The 16,352-nt window shown below is 70.0% G+C and carries 16 protein-coding genes and 1 pseudogene; 8 read left to right on the forward strand and 9 right to left on the reverse strand.

The window, feature by feature from the left end; genetic code table 11:
• Positions 1-139: 139 nt before the first annotated feature.
• The 4 genes from ACFXMF_RS03220 to ACFXMF_RS03235 form a co-directional block, all read right to left on the reverse strand.
• Complete coding sequence (locus tag ACFXMF_RS03220) at positions 140-370, reverse strand: DUF5302 domain-containing protein (protein ID WP_355547702.1); 231 nt, start codon at positions 368-370, stop codon at positions 140-142.
• Positions 371-508: 138 nt separating this feature from the next.
• Positions 509-1,135 (reverse strand): TetR/AcrR family transcriptional regulator, encoded by a 627-nt coding sequence (locus ACFXMF_RS03225; RefSeq protein ID WP_360313343.1) that lies wholly within the window; start codon positions 1,133-1,135, stop codon positions 509-511.
• Between the two features lie 136 nt (positions 1,136-1,271).
• On the reverse strand, positions 1,272-2,876 hold the full coding sequence (locus ACFXMF_RS03230) for a DHA2 family efflux MFS transporter permease subunit (protein ID WP_379988158.1): 1,605 nt from the start codon (positions 2,874-2,876) through the stop codon (positions 1,272-1,274).
• A gap of 295 nt (positions 2,877-3,171) precedes the next feature.
• The gene (locus tag ACFXMF_RS03235; RefSeq protein WP_379988157.1) at positions 3,172-3,876 is read right to left on the reverse strand and encodes a hypothetical protein; all 705 of its coding nucleotides are present in this window, start codon (positions 3,874-3,876) and stop codon (positions 3,172-3,174) included.
• A 384-nt stretch (positions 3,877-4,260) separates the two neighbouring features.
• Here ACFXMF_RS03235 and ACFXMF_RS03240 point away from each other — a divergent pair, with 384 nt between their 5' ends.
• The 5 genes from ACFXMF_RS03240 (at position 4,261) to ACFXMF_RS03260 (ending at position 9,253) form a co-directional block, all read left to right on the forward strand.
• Positions 4,261-4,482: a hypothetical protein gene (locus ACFXMF_RS03240; protein ID WP_026218929.1), complete on the forward strand. Its 222-nt coding sequence runs from the start codon at positions 4,261-4,263 to the stop codon at positions 4,480-4,482.
• 289 nt (positions 4,483-4,771) lie between these two features.
• A complete protein-coding gene (leuA, locus tag ACFXMF_RS03245) occupies positions 4,772-6,583 on the forward strand; it encodes a 2-isopropylmalate synthase (RefSeq protein WP_360313337.1) in 1,812 nt (603 codons plus the stop codon).
• Positions 6,584-6,628: 45 nt separating this feature from the next.
• Positions 6,629-7,321 (forward strand): FCD domain-containing protein, encoded by a 693-nt coding sequence (locus ACFXMF_RS03250; protein WP_360313335.1) that lies wholly within the window; start codon positions 6,629-6,631, stop codon positions 7,319-7,321.
• A gap of 121 nt (positions 7,322-7,442) precedes the next feature.
• Complete coding sequence (locus tag ACFXMF_RS03255; protein WP_360313333.1) at positions 7,443-8,561, forward strand: LLM class flavin-dependent oxidoreductase; 1,119 nt, start codon at positions 7,443-7,445, stop codon at positions 8,559-8,561.
• Positions 8,562-8,620: 59 nt separating this feature from the next.
• Complete coding sequence (locus tag ACFXMF_RS03260; protein ID WP_379988156.1) at positions 8,621-9,253, forward strand: FMN reductase; 633 nt, start codon at positions 8,621-8,623, stop codon at positions 9,251-9,253.
• Between the two features lie 44 nt (positions 9,254-9,297).
• Here ACFXMF_RS03260 and ACFXMF_RS03265 read toward each other — a convergent pair whose 3' ends face one another.
• The 3 genes from ACFXMF_RS03265 to ACFXMF_RS03275 are packed head-to-tail and all read right to left on the reverse strand — an operon-like array spanning position 9,298 to position 12,076.
• Positions 9,298-10,101, reverse strand: coding sequence for an SDR family oxidoreductase (locus ACFXMF_RS03265; RefSeq protein WP_360313329.1), 804 nt, complete (start codon positions 10,099-10,101; stop codon positions 9,298-9,300).
• Positions 10,101-10,853, reverse strand: a complete 753-nt coding sequence (locus ACFXMF_RS03270) for an SDR family oxidoreductase (protein WP_360313327.1) — start codon at positions 10,851-10,853, stop codon at positions 10,101-10,103. The genes ACFXMF_RS03265 and ACFXMF_RS03270 overlap by 1 nt, the downstream gene beginning before the upstream one ends.
• Positions 10,850-12,076: an acyl-CoA dehydrogenase family protein gene (locus ACFXMF_RS03275; protein WP_360313325.1), complete on the reverse strand. Its 1,227-nt coding sequence runs from the start codon at positions 12,074-12,076 to the stop codon at positions 10,850-10,852. The genes ACFXMF_RS03270 and ACFXMF_RS03275 overlap by 4 nt, the downstream gene beginning before the upstream one ends.
• A 147-nt stretch (positions 12,077-12,223) precedes the next feature.
• Here ACFXMF_RS03275 and ACFXMF_RS03280 point away from each other — a divergent pair, with 147 nt between their 5' ends.
• The 3 genes from ACFXMF_RS03280 to ACFXMF_RS03290 all read left to right on the forward strand — a co-directional run bounded on the left by ACFXMF_RS03280 (position 12,224) and on the right by ACFXMF_RS03290 (position 14,457).
• Entirely contained in the window at positions 12,224-12,865 is a 642-nt protein-coding gene (locus tag ACFXMF_RS03280) for a TetR/AcrR family transcriptional regulator (RefSeq protein ID WP_360313323.1), read from the forward strand.
• 61 nt (positions 12,866-12,926) lie between these two features.
• Complete coding sequence (locus ACFXMF_RS03285) at positions 12,927-13,571, forward strand: GNAT family N-acetyltransferase (protein ID WP_379988155.1); 645 nt, start codon at positions 12,927-12,929, stop codon at positions 13,569-13,571.
• A gap of 151 nt (positions 13,572-13,722) precedes the next feature.
• A complete protein-coding gene (locus tag ACFXMF_RS03290) occupies positions 13,723-14,457 on the forward strand; it encodes a hypothetical protein (RefSeq protein ID WP_379988154.1) in 735 nt (244 codons plus the stop codon).
• Positions 14,458-14,783: 326 nt separating this feature from the next.
• Here the strand turns inward: ACFXMF_RS03290 and ACFXMF_RS03295 are convergent, their stop codons facing one another.
• Together ACFXMF_RS03295 and ACFXMF_RS03300 are read right to left on the reverse strand one after the other, a co-directional pair.
• Positions 14,784-14,981 carry a DUF397 domain-containing protein gene (locus ACFXMF_RS03295; protein WP_379988153.1) on the reverse strand — a complete coding sequence of 66 codons (198 nt, stop codon included), beginning with the start codon at positions 14,979-14,981 and terminating at the stop codon, positions 14,784-14,786.
• Between the two features lie 35 nt (positions 14,982-15,016).
• A pseudogene (locus ACFXMF_RS03300) lies at positions 15,017-15,760 on the reverse strand (helix-turn-helix domain-containing protein); the annotation flags it as partial.
• Positions 15,761-16,352 lie beyond the last annotated feature (592 nt).

Here is a 16,352-nt window from a genome sequence, read left to right on the forward strand (position 1 = left end):
GGGGGACCCTTCGCCGGGCGGGCAGGAGGCATGCCACGAGATCTCGCGATCCGGCGATCCTACTGCTCGGTAACCCGGCGAAGGCAGTCCCTCGCTGGTCCGATTCGGTGACTCGAATCGGCGTGCGGGGTGGTCCGATTCAGCCGCTCTTGCGACGGAACGAGCGCTGCTGCGCGGCGGGCCCGTGCGCACCGTGGATCTTGGACCCGTCGCCGCCCGGACCGTCGCCGGTGCCGTCGGTCTTGGTGCCGCGCTTGCGGGCGAGCGCCTCGCGGAACTTGCGCTTGGTCTCGTCCTCGGGCGTCTCCGGCTCGGTGGCCTCGACGACCGTCTCCTCGGGTGTCTCGTTCGCGGGTGTCTCGTCAGCCATGGTGCGTTCCTGCTCTCGAACTGGATGCGATCCGTGGGGACACCCTTCCACGTCCGAGCCCGGGATGGCACGCCCGCATCGGGTAACGCCCACAAGAGCGGACATACCGGTTGCCGGTGCCGACCTGTGCCGGGTCGCTCAGGTGAGCCGCGCCGTCCGGGTGACCAGCGTGTCGATGAAATCGTTGAGCGGCGGCCAGCCGAAGCCGGGCGTCGTCATCCGCAGCAGGATCGCGCCGTGCATCGCCGCCCACACGGCCAACGCGTCCTCGAACGGGTCCGTCCCCGTCGGGCGGTCGGCCGACGAGGTGTTCGCCACCGCGTCGACCAGGGTCTGGAAGACCTCCCGGCGACTGGGCGGCGGCAACGGCGGAGCCGCCGGGTCGACGACCTGCGGGGGCATCCGCAGGAACAGCGCGCGGTAGCGGCCGGGGCGGTCCATCGCGAACCGGGCGTAGGCCCGACAGCCCTTGAGCAGCGCCCCATTCGGTTCGGCGTCCGCGGCGGAGGCCGCCACGATGGTGGCGTGCAACTCGTCGAAGTAGCCGTTGAGCACGGTGTCGAGGATGTCGTTCAGGTCGTTGAAGTGCGCGTAGATCGACGGCGCGGTGATCTCGGCCTCGCGTGCGATCCGGCGCAGCGTCACATCGCCCGCGTGTCCGTCGCGTTCGATGAGGGCGGTGGCCGCGGCCAGGATGTCGTCCCGCAACCTCGCTCCCTGGCCGCGGCGATTGCGTCGGCGGGTGGGTCCGTGATCGTCGTCCATGGCGGCCAGCGTACGAGGCGGGCCGGCGGCGCTCGCGGGCATGGTGCCTCCTCCGGTGTGTCGCCGACGGGCCGCCCGACGACGGATGCCCGGCGACCGGGTCGGGCCGGTCGCCGGGTGCCGGGATGACGCTCCGTCAGGCGGCGGGCACCGCCCGGGCGTCGGTCGATTCGGTGGGTCGCCCGGTGGCCACCGAGGTGCTGACCGTGCGGCGCGGGAGGCCGAAGGCGACCACGATCGCGCCGATCGCGGCGACCGCCGCCGCCACCAGGGCGCCGTTGTTCATCGCCGTGGTGAAGGCGTGGTCGGCGGCCGAGGTGAGCCGGTGGCCGTCCTCGGGGGACAGGTGCGCGGCAACGGCGTGCGCGCTGGGCAGGTCGCGTTCGGCCACCGAGGCCGGGCCGGTCGGGTGCAGGTCGGCCATCTCGGACCGGTAGTGCGTGGAGACCAGCGTGCCGACCACCGCGATGCCCAGCACGCCGCCGAGTTCGCGGACCACGCTGTTGAGTGCACCCGCCATCGCCGAGAACCGGGCCGGCACCGACGCGGTGATCTCCATGCTCGCCGGGGCCATCATCATGCCCATGCCGGCCCCGACCAGGGCCATCTCCGCGGCCAGTACGACGAACGGGGTGTCGGCGTCGGTGGTCAGGCCGAGCACCGACAGGCCGATCGCGATCGCGCCGAGTCCGCCGGTGAGCGTGCCGCGAATGCCCAGCCGGGCGGTGACCACCGGCGACAGGCCGGACATCGTGGCCATCGCCACCGCGAACGGCATCGCGGACAGGCCCGCCTTCAGCGGGCTGTATCCGTGTACGAGCTGGAAGTACTGGGACAGCACGAACAGTGTGCCGAAAAGCGCGAAGAAGGTCACCGCCAGCGTCGCGGCGGCGAGCACGAAGCCCCGGTTGGCGAACAGCCGTACCTGCACCATCGGTTCGTCGCGGCGCAGTTCCCAGGCCACGAACGCGGCGGTGCACAGCACGAATACGCCCGCCTCGACGAGGGTGAGCGGCGCGGTCCAGCCGCGCTCGGGCGCCTCGATGATCGCGTCGACCAGCGCGCCCAGGCCGACGACGGACAACACGGCGGCGGGCAGGTCGAGTCGGGTGGTGCCCTGGCGCGCAACGCTCGGCACGATGCGCAGGATGCCGACGAGCGCGGCGAGCACGAGAGGCACGTTGATCCAGAACGCGCTGGACCAGGAGAAGTGCATCAGCAGCGCGCCACCGGTGACCGGGCCGATCAGCACCCCCACGCCGGCCGCGGCGGACCAGACGGCGAACGCCTTGGGGCGTTCCACCGGCGGGAACATCCGGATGATGATGGCCAGCGTCGCGGGCATCACGAACGCCGCGCCCAGGCCCATCACCGCCCGCCAGGCGATCAGTTCGGCCGCGGTCGAGGACAGCGCCGCGATCGCCGATCCGGCGCCGAACAACGCGAGACCGCCGAGCAGCGCGTGCCGGGCGCCGAACCGGGCGCCCAGGCTGCCGGCCAGGAGCAGCAGGGCGGCGAAGACCAGCGTGTAGGCGTCGGTGATCCATTGCAGATCCGACGTCGACGCGTCCAGCCCCTTCGCCAACGAGGGCAGCGCGGTGTTGAGCACCGAGTTGTCGAGCGTCACCGCGACCAGCGTCGAACTGAGCACGAGCAGCGCGGCCCACCGACGCGGGTGGCCGGCGGCCTCCGAAACGTCGGCGAAGCCGGCATCGGGTGATCGGGATTCTTGGCTGCTCACGCGGTACCCCCTGATTAACGCCTGTGTGCTTACGGCTGTAAACATAGACCGTGGCTATACGCCCGTAAAGCCAAGAATTGGCAAAGCGCACCGAACCGGCCCGGTCGGCCCGATGGAGCTTCTGTGGCGACGACCCCGACGTCACCCACGACACCGACGTCACCGCGGACCGGCTGCGCGGCAAACCGGCCGCTCGGACCTCCAGGCCGGGCGGCCACACGTCGCCGGACCCCGGCCCGGCCCGGACCCGGCGCGGCGCCGGCCCGCCCGCCGCCCGCCGGCGGATCGCCCTCGGTCAGAACTCCCGCGTCACGTCCAGCGGTCCGCAGGACAACGTGCCGCGCGCGTGCGGTGCGGCGATCCAACTGTCCGTGCTCACGAAGTCCCGCCCCCGCTGCTGCGCCTCGCGGGCCGGCGTCGGGTCGTCCCAGGTCACCGCGAGCGGCTTGTGCTCGACGTCCCAGCGGGCGCCGCCCAGCGCGCGATCGTCGGCGGAGGTCGCCTCCAGGTGGGTGAGCCGACCGGCCTCCGTGGCCAATACGCCCGCGTGCCACAACGTCACGCCCGCCTCGTTGCGCACGATGGCGGGTGGCACGACCAGTGCCAATCCGGTGCCGTCGTGCCGCTCCGAGTCGAAGCGCAACACCAGGCGACGCGGGATGGTCGGCAATACCAGGTCCAGCACGAGATCGCCGTCCGGGACATGGCCGAACAAACAGGAGGTGAACCGGATCGGCCCGGCCGACAACGTCGTGGCCAGCGCCGACCGGGCGAAGCGGTCGCCCGAGCGGGTCACCGATACCCCGTACTGCCCGAACAGCGGCGGCGCCGGCGGGCGCGGGCCGGCGGGCCGGGCCGAGGTCTCCATGCCGATCGTGGTGTACAGCCCGGCCGGCGTCCGCAGGATGCCGCCGTGGAAGACCCGTACCTCCTCGTGCGCAAGCAGGATTTCGGGCGGCCTGACCAGCTCGATGTCCACCGGGGCAGTGCTCTCGCTCATGCCGCGACCCTATCGGCGGGCGGCGGCCGGACCGGGTGGCTCGGGGTGTCGCGGGGCGTCGTGGCGGCGGGTCGCGACCCCGTCGCGAGCGTCTCGGCGCCGCCCCGTGCGGTGCCCCCGAACGGGCGTCGGCGATCCGTTCGGGCGTCGCCCGATCGGCTCAATCGGGTTTACCGGGGCGTTGTGCGCATACGGTGCACGGCCCGGTTGTGGCCGGATCCCGCGTGACCTGCGGCGAAGTTGCGAGCGGGGCATATCGGTCGGGTTCGACGGGCGCATACGGGATTCGAACCGCCATATCGTGGGGACACTTTCCGGTTACGGCTTCGCCTATACCGCCCCCGAACGCCCCGCGCGTCACCCGACAGGCGCATACTGGTGGGGATGACGACGTCAGCCGTGACCCGGCGCATTCTGCCCACCAGTCCCTTCAATGTCCCGGTCGCTCCCATCATCGAGGATTTCGAACTCGGTGCACGAGTGACGCACGATCAGTACGGACTCGGTCGGATCGTCGGTGTCGAAGAGGACATCGCGGTCACTGTCGATTTCGGATCGCGCCAGGAGCGCATCTGCCGTCCCTACGCGAAGCTGAGCAACCTCTGAACGTCCCGACTCCACGCGGTCGGCACAGGGGAGGCGCCCCCGGGTAACCGGGTCGGCGCCTCCTTCTTGTTTGCGTGGCCTTGTTCGCGGCGTTCCGCACGCACATTCGCCGGCGTTCACTCCCGCCCAAAGACATCAGGTTGTCAGACAACTTGTGCTAGCGTCACCGCCATGAAGCCGCGCGTCCTTCTTCTCGGTCGCCGCGGCGGGGTCTGAGCCGACCGGCGCCCCGCCGCGGGGTTCGGTGCTGCCGGTCGACCCCTTCGAACGGCGAGGACGACCCCGCACCATGACCGAACACGGCTTTCCCACCCTGCGCACCCCGGCCGGCCCGATTCCCGACGGCCGACCGCACTGGAACCGGCAACGTTCGAGCGCGATGCCGTATCACCGCTACCGCCCGGCGCACGAGCGGGTTCGGGTCGAGATCGACCCCGACCGACGCACCTGGCCGACCCGGCGGATCGAACAGGCCCCGCTGTGGGTCCCGGTGGACCTGCGCGACGGCAATCAGGCGCTGGCCGAGCCGATGGACCCGGCGCGCAAGCGGCGGATGTTCGACCTGCAGGTGGCGATGGGCTTCAAGGAGATCGAGGTCGGCTACCCGTCGGCGAGCCGCGCCGACTACGACTTCGTCCGACACCTGGTCGAGAGCGACGCGGTTCCGGACGACGTGACGATCGTGGTCTTCACCGCCGCCCGGACCGACCTGATCGAACGCACCCATCGGTCCATCGAGGGCCTGCCGCACACCGTCGTACACATGTACACCGCGACCGCGCCGACCTGGCGCGACGTCGTGCTCGGGCACGACCGGGCCGCGCTGCACGGCCTGATCCTGGCCGGCGCGAAGGACGTGGCCCGCGGCGCGGACGCGCGGCCGGGGGCGGACATCCGCTTCGAGTTCTCGCCCGAGGTGTTCAACCTGACCGAACCCGACTACGTCCTGGAGGTGTGCGACAGCCTCACCGAGTTGTGGGACGCGAGCCCGGATCGACCGGTGATCCACAACCTGCCGGCCACGGTCGAGATCGCCACGCCGAACGTCTACGCCGACCAGATCGAGTACATGCACCGCCATCTGGCCCGCCGGGACGCGGTGATCCTGTCCGTGCATCCGCACAACGATCGTGGTACCGGGGTCGCCTGCGCCGAACTGGCGTTGCTGGCCGGGGCGCAGCGGATCGAGGGCTGCCTGTTCGGCAACGGCGAGCGCACCGGCAACGTGGACCTGGTCACGCTCGCGCTGAACCTGCACACGCAGGGCGTGGATCCGATGATCGACTTCTCCGACATCGACGAGATCCGGCGCACGGTCGAGTACGCGAACCGGATCGAGGTACCCGCGCGACACCCCTATGGCGGCGACCTGGTCTACACCGCGTTTTCCGGCACCCATCAGGACGCGATCGGGAAGGGCTTCGCGCACCACGCGCGGCAGGCCGAACGGCTGGGCTCGACCGCGGCGCAGGCGCCGTGGGACGTGCCGTACCTGCCGATCGACCCGGCCGACGTGGGTCGTGACTACGAGGCGGTGATCCGGGTCAACAGCCAGTCCGGCAAGGGCGGCATCGCCTACCTGATGCAGAGCGCGCACGGGCTGGACCTGCCGCGCCGGCTCCGGATCGAGTTCTCCCGGGTGGTCCAGGAGGCCACCGACGACAGCGGCGAGGAGATCACCGCGGCCGAACTGGGCGCGTTGTTCCAGGGCGAGTACCTGGACCGGCACTCGCCGATCGAGGTCACCGAATGGCGGGTGCAGGAGGGCGGACCCGGGCGGCACCGGTTCACCGGGACCCTGACCGACGCGGCCGGCCGTCGCCCGGTGGACGGCACCGGCAACGGTCCGCTGTCCGCGCTGACCTCGGCTCTGGGCGCGGCCGGCATCCGGGTCGAGATCCTGGACTACGTCGAGCACTCGATCGGCGCGGGGGGCGACCGACAGGCGGCGTCGTACCTGGAGTGCCGCGTCGACGGGGTCACCCGGTGGGGCGTCGGCATCGACACCTCGATCCTGGCCGCCTCGGTGCGCGCGACGATCTCGGCGGTGAATCGGGCTCGCGCGGGGGAGCGGGAGGGGGTGGGCGTGCTTCCCGGCTAGGATTCGGGCAATTCGTCAGACAACCTGAGACGTGATGGTGACGCGATGACGTTCGGCCCCCTGCGCCGCAGCCCGCTGGTCGGCCAGGCGGCCGAGCGGCTTCGCGACCAGATCGCCGCCGGGCGCTGGCCGGTGGGCGGCAAGTTGCCCGGCGAGGTGGCGCTCGGCGCGGAACTGGGCATCGGCCGCTCGACCGTGCGCGAGGCGATCCGGGCCCTGGCGGGAGCCGGCCTGGTCGAGTCCCGGCAGGGGTCCGGCGTCTTCGTGATCGCCACCGAACCGGTCGAGGATCTGCCGGCGCGGTTGCGGCGGGCCTCGGCGGTCGAGGTGTACGAGGTACGCAATCTGATCGAGGTACGGGCCGCGATGTTGGCCGCGGAGCGGCGCACCGACGAGGACCTCGCCGCGCTGGAGGCGGGCCTGGCCGCGCGGGCCGCGGCGCTCGGCGACGACGAGGCGTACATCGACGCGGACATCGCCTTCCACGCGAGCATCGTCGCGGCGGCCCACAACGAGGTGCTGACCGACCTGTTCGCCGTCTTCCAGGTGACCATGCGCCCGGGCCTGCTCGACCTGCTGGCGGCCATGGACGAACAGGGCCTGCGCACTGCCTCCGCCGACCCGGGCGCCGACGCCCACGCGGCCATGGTGGCCGCGATCCGAGCCCGCGACGCCACCACGGCAGCCCGGGTGACCGAAGCCGAACTGGCGGTAAGCCTGCAAATCCTGCGCGAGTAGCGAGTAGCGAGGAAGGGGTGGCGGATCCGGCCGCAGGCCCGTGCGCGCTTCGGGAATAGCTCGGACCCGATCCTGCTTTCATCAGTTGATTGAGTGTTCAACTACTGAGAGAGTGGTCATCGTGCAGTTCGGGATCTTCACCGTCGGAGACGTCACCGTCGACCCCACCACCGGCCGGGAGCCCACCGAGCACGAGCGGATCAAGGCGATGGTGGCGATCGCGCTCAAGGCCGAGGAGGTCGGCCTGGACGTGTTCGCGACCGGTGAGCACCACAACCCGCCGTTCGTGCCCTCGTCGCCGACCACGCTGCTCGGCTACGTCGCCGCCCGGACCGAGCGGATCATCCTCTCCACGTCCACCACGCTGATCACCACCAACGACCCGGTGAAGATCGCCGAGGACTACGCGATGCTCCAGCACCTGGCCGACGGCCGGGTGGACCTGATGATGGGTCGCGGCAACACCGGGCCGGTCTACCCGTGGTTCGGCCAGGACATCCGCCAGGGCATCCCGCTGGCGATCGAGAACTACGCGCTCCTGCACGAGCTGTGGCGCAACGACGTGGTGGACTGGGAGGGCCGGTTCCGGACCCCGCTCCAGGGCTTCACCTCGACCCCGCGACCGCTGGACGGCGTCCCGCCGTTCGTGTGGCACGGCTCGATCCGCAGCCCCGAGATCGCCGAACAGGCCGCCTACTACGGTGACGGATTCTTCGCCAACAACATCTTCTGGCCCCGCGACCACTTCGTCCGGCTGATCAACCTCTACCGCGACCGCTTCGAGCACTACGGCCACGGTACGCGCGAGCAGGCCATCGTCGGGGTCGGCGGCCAGGTGTTCATGCGCCGGAACTCGCAGGACGCGGTACGCGAGTTCCGCCCCTACTTCGACAACGCGCCGGTGTACGGCCACGGTCCGTCGCTGGAGGAGTTCACCGACCAGACGCCGCTGACCGTGGGCAGCCCGCAGGAGGTCATCGACAAGACGCTGACCTTCCGCGACTCGTTCGGCGACTACCAGCGTCAGCTCTTCCTGATGGACCACGCGGGACTCCCGCTGAAGACCGTGCTGGAACAGCTCGACCTGCTCGGCGAGGAGGTACTGCCGGTGTTGCGCCGGGAGTTCGCCGCCCGACGCGCGGCCGACGTGCCGGCCGGTCCGACCCACGCGGCACTGGTCGCCCGGCGGGACGAGGCGGCGGCGCAGGTCGCGGCCGGCGAGAGCGCGCCGGCGCTCTGACCGGTCGCACCCATCACCGGACATCCGGCGCAACGACAGAGAAGGGAACAGGGATCACCATGGCGCAACCGGTCAAGCTGGTGGTCGTCTCGGCCGGGCTGGGCAAACCCTCGTCCACCCGCATGCTCGGCGACCGACTGGCCGAGGCGACCAGGCGGCAGTCGGTCGATCGGGGCGTCGAGGTCGACGTGCACACGGTCGAACTACGCGACGTCGCGGTGGACATCGCGCACAACCTGATCACCGGCTTCCCGCCGCCGGGGCTGCGCGCGGCGATCGACACGGTCACCCGGGCGGACGCCCTGATCGCCGTCACGCCGATCTTCACCGCGTCCTACAGCGGGCTGTTCAAGTCGTTCTTCGACGTGTTGGACAACACCGCGCTGACCGGGAAGCCGGTGCTGATCGCGGCGACCGGCGGCACCGCACGCCACTCGCTGGCCCTGGAGCACGCGCTGCGCCCGCTGTTCGCCTACCTGCGAGCCACGGTCGTACCGACCTCGGTCTACGCGGCGACGGAGGACTGGGGCACGTCGGCGGGTGCCGGCGACGACATGGCCGCGCGGATCGCCCGCGCGGGTGGCGAACTCGCCGACCTCGCGGCGGGGTTGCCGCAGGCCGCGGCCGGGCCCGACCCGGTCGAGGAAGTGGTGCCGTTCGCCGAGCAGTTGGCCGCGCTGCGCCGCGGATGAGCCCGCCCGGGGCCGAAGATGTGCTTCGGCCCCGGGTCCGGCGGTCAGTTCTCCCGCGCTCGGTCTTCCTTCGCCTGTTCCAGTCGCGACTGGAGTCTGCGCATCCCGGCCAGCCAACGATCCGGGTCGGCGGCCCGGCCCGCGTACATCCGGGCCACCTCGGGGTGCGGCAGGACCAGGAACGGGGCGTTGCCCGTGATCGCCTCGGCGACCACCTCGGCGACCTCCGCCGCACTGATCGCCCCGTCGTCCAGGAGCAGCCGGGCCGCCTCGCCGGACGCGCCCATCAGCGCGGTGCGCACCCCCAGCGGGCAGACCGCCTGCACGGTGATGCCCTTGGCGCCGTAGGTGATCGACATCCACTCGGCGAACGCGTAGGCCGCGTGCTTGGTGACCGAGTACGCCGCCGCGTCCAGCATGGTGAGCAGGCCCGCGGCGGAGACCGTGGTGACCAGGTGGCCGCGCCCCCGGGCCAGCCAGGCCGGGGTGAGCAGCCGGGCGGCGCGTACGTGCGCCATCACGTTGACGTCCCACGAGCGGTCCCAGGACTGCTCCGAGGCGTCCAGGCCGCTGCCCTCGCCGATGCCGGCGTTGGCGCAGTAGATGTCGATCTCGCCGCCGAGCGCCTTGCGGGCGCCGGTGACCAGCGCCGCGACACCCTCCTCGCCGGCCGCGTCGCCGGGCAGCGCGATGCCGTCGATCTCGGCGGCGACGGCACGGCACGCGTCCGGATCCAGGTCGTTGACCACCACCCGGGCGCCGTCGGCGGCGAAGCGCCGGGCCAGCGCCGCGCCGATCCCGGCGCCGGAGCCGGTGATCACCACGCCGGCGCCGGCGAGCGCGGTCATCAGACGCCGCCGGACAGGCTCACGCCGCCGTCGACCAGCAGCGTCTGACCGGTGATCCAGCTCGCCTGCTCGGACAGCAGGAACGCCACCGCGCCGGCCACGTCCTCGGGCACGCCGAGCCGGGCCAGCGGATACGCCGCCGCGACCTCGTCCTCGCGGCCCTCGTACAGCGCGTTCGCGAAGACCGTCTTGACCACGGCCGGCGCCACCGCGTTCACCCTTACCCGCGGGCCGAGTTCGCTCGCGAGCTGGGCGGTCAGGTGGGTCAGCGCGGCCTTGCTGACGCCGTAGAAGCCGATCCCGTGGGCGGGCCGCTCGCCGGCCAGCGAGGAGACGTTGACGATCGCGCCGCCGTGCTCGCCCAACCACGCCTTGTGCACACGCTGGGTCCAGGCGAGCGCGGCTAGCAGGTTGACCTCCAGGATCTTGCGCCCGGCGTCGAGGTCGAGTTCCACCAGCGGGCCGTACACCGGGTTGATGCCGGCGTTGTTGACCAGCATGTCGATCCGGCCGAACGCCTCCATGGTCGCGGTCACCGCCGCGTCCTGGTGGGCCGGGTCGTGCGCCTTTCCGGCGACGCCGATCGCGTGTTCGGGGCCGCCGAGTGAGGCGACCACCTCGGCGAGTGTGTCCGCGCCGCGCGCGGTCACGCAGACCCGGTCGCCGCGTGCGACCAGGGCCTGGGCGATGCCCAGGCCGATGCCTCGGCTGGCGCCGGTGACGATGGCTACGGGACGGGACGCGTCACTCACTGGGCGGCTGCCTCTCGGTAGGACTTGAGCTCGCGCTGGGCGAGCGAACGGCGGTGTACCTCGTCCGGCCCGTCGGCCAGCCGCAGTGTGCGGGCGTGCGTCCACAACGACGCGAGCACGAAGTCCTGGGACAGGCCGCCGGCGCCGTGCGCCTGGATGGCCTTGTCCAGGATCCATTCGACGGTGAGCGGCGTGGCGATCTTGATCGACTGGATCTCCCGGTGCGCGCCGCGGTTGCCGACGGTGTCCATCAGCCACGCGGTCTTGAGCACGAGCAGGCGCAACTGCTCGATGCGCACCCGGGATTCGGCGATCCACTCCTGGATCACGCCCTGGTCGGCGAGCGGTCCGCCGAACGCCTCGCGGGCGACCACTCGGCGGCACATCAGCTCCAGGCCGCGTTCGGCCATCCCGATCAGCCGCATGCAGTGGTGGATCCGGCCGGGGCCCAGCCGGGCCTGCGCGATGGCGAAGCCGTCGCCGGCGTTGCCGACCAGGTTCGCGGCGGGCACCCGTACGTTGTCGAAGACCACCTCGGCGTGCCCGCCGTGCGGCCCGTCGGTGTAGCCGAAGACGTGCATGCCGCGGCGGATCCGCACGCCCGGGGTGTCGCGCGGCACCAGGATCATGCTCTGCCGGCGGTGGCGCGGCGCGTCCGGGTCGGTCTTGCCCATCACGACCAGGATCTCGCACGTGGGCGCCATCGCGCCGGAGGACCACCACTTGCGGCCGTCGATCACGTACTCGTCGCCGTCGCGCACGATGCGCGTGGTGATGTTGGTGGCGTCGGAGGAGGCGACGTCGGGCTCGGTCATGCAGAACGCCGAGCGGATGGTGCCTTCCAGGAGCGGCTTCAGCCATTGCTCCTGCTGCTCGGGCGTGCCGAAGTCGTGCAGCAGTTCCATGTTGCCGGTGTCCGGCGCGGCGCAGTTGAGCGCCTCCGGGCCCAGGTGCGGACTGCGGCCGGCGATCTCGGCCAGCGGCGCGTACTGGAGGTTGCTCAGCCCCGCGCCCTCGGCGCCCGGCAGGAACAGATTCCACAGGCCGCGCTTGCGGGCCTCGACCTTGAGCTCCTCGATCACCGGCGGCCGGCCCCACGGATCGGCACCCGGCTCGGCCACCTGTTCGGTGAACACGGCTTCGGCGGGGTACACGTGCTCGGCCATGAACGCGAGCAGCCGCTCGCGCAGTTCCTCGGTCCGTGCGTCGTAGCTGAAGTCCACCGGCGCCTGCCTCTCCCTGGTCGCGGACGGCGCGGACGTTTCGTGGCCGTAGGGTGCGCGAAAACGTACCGTGCGCAAAATACGGTACCGACCGGTCGGTATCTTGGCTAGGGTAGCGTCGAACGCTCCCTCGAAAGGTTGGACATCATGGCGGCTAGAGGTCGCGGCAACGCGGCACCGGTTGGGTCCGAGGCCGAGGTCGACGGGGCGCCCCTGCCCCAGCGACTGTTGCGGATCGCCTCGCGGATGTTCGCCGAGCGGGGCTTCGAGAGCACCTCGGTCCAGGAGATCGTGGCCGCCGCCGGCGTCACCAAGGGCGCGATGTACCACTATTACGCGTCCAAGGACGACCTCCTGGTGGAGATCTACCACCGGGTGCTCGCGATGCAGACCGAGCGGCTGAACACCATCGCGGACGGCTCCGAGCCGGTCGTGGACCGCCTGCGCGAGGCGGCGGCGGATGTCGTGGTCACCACGCTGGGCAACATCGACGACGCCGTCGTCTACTTCCGCTCGATGCATCTGCTCGCGCCGGACAAGCGCAACGAGATCCGGGCCGAGCGGCGGCGCTACCACGACCGCTTCCGCTCGCTGATCGAACAGGGCCAGCACGAGGGCCTGTTGCGCGCGGACGTGTCGGCCGACATCGCCACCCACAACTTCTTCGGCGGCGTCCACCACCTCAACAGCTGGTATCAGCTCGACGGCCCGATGTCGCCGCGACAGGTCGGCGACGCGTTCGCCGACCTGCTGCTGCATGGGCTGGCCCCGGCGGCGGGAGCGCGGTAGCAGGCCGTCTCGGCGGCGGAATTCGCTCGCGTGGGACCGTGTGTGGCGTCGAGAATCGACCATGCTGACTGACCATTGGCCCGTGTTCGGCCTGCGAGTGACCACGCCCCGACTGGAACTGCGTACGGCGAGCCAGGACGACCTGGTAGAGCTGGTGGAACTGGCCGCGCGCGGCATCCACGCGCCCGACCGGATGCCCTTCAGCGAGCCGTGGACACGTCAGCCGCAACCGATGTTCGCCCGCAACGGCCTCAAGCACTACTGGGCCACCTGGGCGAACTGGCAGCCGGAGAACTGGCGACTGCTCCTCGCGGTCGTCCACGACGGCGTGATCATCGGTACCCAGGACTGCGGCGCCAAGGACTTCGCCCGTCGGCGCGAGGTCTCCTCCGGATCGTGGCTGGGACAGGCCCACCAGGGGCGCGGCTTCGGCACCGAAATGCGGGCCGCGATCCTGGAGTTGGCCTTCGCCGGCCTCGGCGCACACTGGGCCGTCTCGTCCGCCTTCCCGGACAACGCCCCCTCCCTCGCGGTGTCGCGACGCCTGGGTTACGCCGACGACGGCCTCGACGTCCTGCACAACGAGGACAACACCCCGCGCCCACTGCAACGCCTGCGCCTGACGAGGGACGCCTGGCTCGAACACCGCACGATCCCGGCCGAGATCGAGGGACTGGCGGCGTGCCGCGACATGTTCGGCGCGTGAGGGAAACGAGCCGAGTCCGGGCCGGTGACCGGACGCCGGGGAATCACATTATGGCTGGTATGTAGTCGATTACAGGGCAATTCTGCTGGCCGAAAATGCAGCCTTGACGCGTTCGAGTATGGATGACTTAATCAATTAACTTCAATCTGCGATGGGGTTTTCCATGCGAAGAATTGCCGTATTGCTGGCGGCTTCCCTGATAGGACTGGCGGGGGCAATCGTCCCGGCTTCGGCTCAGGCGAACGAAGAATCCACCAAGACGATCACCCTGGGCGGGGAGAGGTTCGTCGTCCCCAAGAGTGCCGACCGGGACGGTGGGGCGAGGGTCAAGGTCCCCGCCGAGACCTTGTCCAAGATGCGGCGAGAGGCCGCTCCGGCAGGGTCGGCCCGCAGTGCCGACGGTGGCACCCTGTGGTACCGCGCACTGAGCCGGAGCAATACGCAGGTCTGGGGGGACTGGAAACTCTCCAATGATGTGCTAAATCCCGGTTATGTGGGGAATGCAGGCAATAACGACCCCATCGTCGCCGTTCAGTTTCTGTGGTACCAGCATCCGCCGTTCGGCTACAACCTGGGACTCCGAGGTCATTGGAGCGATTTCGGCTATGGGTCGATATTTCCCCTCAGCTTCGACGACAATAATGCAGACGCCTCGGTAGTCATGTATACCCCGCTTTTGCAGCCTTTGGAGGAGCTGGCCTTCTTCAACTCCGGACCGAACTCGGTCGTGGCAGCCGGCCACATACAAGATGTCGGCTGGCAAGGGGGCACCTATTTCCAGCCCGAATCGGGGTATCCGTGGGGGTGGCCGTGGGTCGGCGCCTACTGGATCGGTAGCACCGGTCAGGCACGCTGGATCGAAGCCTTCTGGGTCGACACCGTCTGAAGGCCCTCATCGAGAGAACCGCCGACGCTCCCTGTGCCACGAGAATTTCGAGGCACGGGGAGCGGAGGGCGGGTGAGCCGGGCCTCGCCAACGCCGCCGCCCGGATCGGCGCCGACCGCATCGACATCGACCTCGCCAACGACGACCGGGCAACCCGCGCCATCCTCAAGGCCGAACACACCGCCCCCGAATGGATGCGCTACCACGGCACGTCCCGCCGAGTCGTCGCAGACCTCGTCTCCCGCGAGCACCGCAGGCCGACGCAACTACTGGCTCTCGCCGACCGATTGCGTATCGCGTAGAACGCGGGTGCGGTCAGGGCCGGGTCAGTCGCGGAGTGCGTCGGTCAGTGCCGTCCAGGATGCCGCGCCGATCGTCAGGTGTCCGATGCTCGGGTCCTTCGAGTCGCGTATCGGGACGATGCCCGGGAGATCATCGCGGACCTCGACGCAGTTGCCCCCATCCCCGTTGCTGTGCGTGCTCTTTCGCCAAGTCGTGATGTTTGCGCCACGGGTTTCTCGCATGCTTCCAACTCCTTGATGACTGCCCGGATCATCGCCGCCGACTCTCTCGGGGAGAGAGCGTAGGCTCGTAGACGATCGTATGCCGCTTGATGGGTGGCGACAGTGGTGGGATCCTCGCGCAACTGCCCAGTGTGGCTGCCTTCGAGATAAGCGACGGGCTCACTTTCGGGCAGGGTCAGCAGCGTCAGCGATCCACCCAAGAGGCTATGGGCTCCGGCGCTGAACGGAAAGACTTGGATCGTGCCGAACTCCGTGTCCATCCGGGGCAACAGTGCTTCGAGTTGCGCGCGCATAACTGCTGGGCCACCGATCGGGCGAGTGATGGCCGCCTGGTCGAGGATCGCGCCATAGCGCGGTGGGTGTTCCCGCGTGAAGATCCGTTGACGCTGGATACGCGCGACTACGAGCCGTTCGATCTCGGCATCCAACGCCCCGGGCGCAAACCCGATGAACTGCGCGCGAGCGTAGTCGGGGGTCTGCAACAGCCCGGGGATCGTCTGTTCCGCGTACTCCAAAATCTGGATCGATTTTGCCGCGAGCACCATGAACGCCCGGTAGCGGTCCGGGAATTGATCGTGCTCCACCATCTCGTACAGCCGTCCGAACAACCCGTCCGTCTCGAACGCGATATCCAGCCTGGCGGGCATGTCCGGCGGAATGGGGCTCTCGCCGGTCTCGTACCGGGACAGCGATGCCTTGCTGTAGCCCAGAACCGACGCGCACGCCGTCAGTGACATCCCGAGGTTGTTGCGCTTGACCCGGATCTCACGCCCATACATCTGGCGTGGCGAGCCTTTGGGATCGACGTCTTTTTCTTGATATCGCACGGGTGTTCCCCCTTCCGTTCCACCGCAAATCGGTAACGGTGCCGAGATGCACAGGCTAGCTCTCCCGACCCATGATGGGGACGTAGAGCGACAGACTGTGTACGGAACGGAGAGGCAACTCCCTTGCTCAAAACGTCGCAGGTCGAAGGATGGGGCCGCGACGGGCGTAGGGAGTGGGGCTCAACTTTGGCGAGTCGCCCCACTCCCCGCGTGCCTCACAGAAAGGACACGTGCCCACGATGACATATCAATTCGGGTGGACTCAACGCGGTTCGGTACCTGTGCCGGTGGTGGATCGCGACTGGCAGGACGAGCGGTTGAGCCTGCTGGTTCGGGAGTGGGTCGGCGGGGCGGAAGCCGATAGTGCTGCGTTCATCCCACCCCGGAGGCCGCGAGTTCGGTCGTACCTTCGTTTGTTGTGGACCTGGCGGTTGTCGGTGCGGTTCCGCGTGGTGCGCTCGGGGGGACGGAACGTGCGATGACCACTCGGCAGCGGGCTTCGGGGAGTACGCAGGAGGATTTCGATCGGGGGTGGGCGTTCTTC

Origin of the sequence: Embleya sp. NPDC059213 (assembly GCF_042754445.1) — a bacterium.
Classification (GTDB): domain Bacteria; phylum Actinomycetota; class Actinomycetes; order Streptomycetales; family Streptomycetaceae; genus Embleya.

Excerpts from the sequence above, each read along its gene's own strand:
- ACFXMF_RS03220 (WP_355547702.1), bottom strand. The coding sequence starts at position 370 with ATGGCTGACGAGACACCCGCGAACGAGACACCCGAGGAGACGGTCGTC.
- ACFXMF_RS03225 (WP_360313343.1), bottom strand. The coding sequence starts at position 1,135 with ATGGACGACGATCACGGACCCACCCGCCGACGCAATCGCCGCGGCCAG.
- ACFXMF_RS03235 (WP_379988157.1), bottom strand. The coding sequence starts at position 3,876 with ATGAGCGAGAGCACTGCCCCGGTGGACATCGAGCTGGTCAGGCCGCCC.
- ACFXMF_RS03240 (WP_026218929.1), top strand. The coding sequence starts at position 4,261 with ATGACGACGTCAGCCGTGACCCGGCGCATTCTGCCCACCAGTCCCTTC.
- leuA (WP_360313337.1), top strand. The coding sequence starts at position 4,772 with ATGACCGAACACGGCTTTCCCACCCTGCGCACCCCGGCCGGCCCGATT.
- ACFXMF_RS03250 (WP_360313335.1), top strand. The coding sequence starts at position 6,629 with ATGACGTTCGGCCCCCTGCGCCGCAGCCCGCTGGTCGGCCAGGCGGCC.
- ACFXMF_RS03260 (WP_379988156.1), top strand. The coding sequence starts at position 8,621 with ATGGCGCAACCGGTCAAGCTGGTGGTCGTCTCGGCCGGGCTGGGCAAA.
- ACFXMF_RS03265 (WP_360313329.1), bottom strand. The coding sequence starts at position 10,101 with ATGACCGCGCTCGCCGGCGCCGGCGTGGTGATCACCGGCTCCGGCGCC.
- ACFXMF_RS03280 (WP_360313323.1), top strand. The coding sequence starts at position 12,224 with ATGGCGGCTAGAGGTCGCGGCAACGCGGCACCGGTTGGGTCCGAGGCC.
- ACFXMF_RS03285 (WP_379988155.1), top strand. The coding sequence starts at position 12,927 with ATGCTGACTGACCATTGGCCCGTGTTCGGCCTGCGAGTGACCACGCCC.
- ACFXMF_RS03290 (WP_379988154.1), top strand. The coding sequence starts at position 13,723 with ATGGGGTTTTCCATGCGAAGAATTGCCGTATTGCTGGCGGCTTCCCTG.
- ACFXMF_RS03295 (WP_379988153.1), bottom strand. The coding sequence starts at position 14,981 with ATGCGAGAAACCCGTGGCGCAAACATCACGACTTGGCGAAAGAGCACG.